This window comes from Oleiphilus sp. HI0125, assembly GCF_001635355.1.
In genome coordinates this window covers 1-679 of the sequence record NZ_LWGF01001372.1, presented here as the reverse complement: position 1 = coordinate 679, position 679 = coordinate 1, and the positions used below count along the sequence as shown (strand labels likewise).

Annotated in this window: 1 protein-coding gene and 1 pseudogene; both read right to left on the bottom strand. The window is 45.1% G+C overall.

What is annotated here, in order from left to right; all coding sequences use genetic code 11:
- Positions 1-118 (bottom strand): annotated as a pseudogene (locus A3762_RS23515) (anthranilate/aminodeoxychorismate synthase component II); the annotation flags it as partial.
- On the bottom strand, positions 118-679 hold a 562-nt coding region (locus A3762_RS23510; RefSeq protein ID WP_197469538.1), incomplete at its 5' end, for an anthranilate synthase component I family protein. The gene A3762_RS23510 and the pseudogene A3762_RS23515, both read right to left, overlap by 1 nt.

The following is a 679-nucleotide window of genomic DNA, read 5'->3' as shown; positions in this document are numbered from 1 at the left end:
CGATTTCTTTAATAGTGATTTCATCATTTCGATAAACTCGCACATCGGCGCCTAATTCACCTAGATATTGCACGACGTTGTATGTAAAGGAGTCATAGTTATCAATCATTAACAACATTACTTATCCCCCTTTGCAGATTCATTAGAAACACTGTCTACACCTTGCGTTGCCATTGCCACAGCTCTGAATACGGCTCGCCCTTTATTCATGGTTTCTTCCCACTCGTTTAAAGGCACTGAATCTGCAACGACACCGGCTCCAGCTTGAATATGAAGCACATCATCTTTAATCACGGCTGTTCGAATCGCGATTGCAGTGTCCATATTGCCGCTCCAAGACAAATATCCGACTGCGCCGCCATATACACCACGCTTCACTGGCTCTAACTCATCAATTATTTCCATTGCGCGAATCTTAGGCGCTCCGCTTAATGTGCCGGCAGGAAATGTTGCTCTAAGAACATCCATGGCTGAGCAACCATCTTTCAGCTCACCAGTCACATTAGAGACGATGTGCATGACATGCGAATAACGTTCAACAATCATTTTGTCCGTGAGCGAAACTTTTCCAGTTTTCGCGACACGCCCAACATCATTACGCCCCAGATCGATCAGCATCAAGTGTTCTGCGAGCTCCTTAGGATCAGCTAAAAGATCTTGCTCTAAAGCCAAGTCTTCT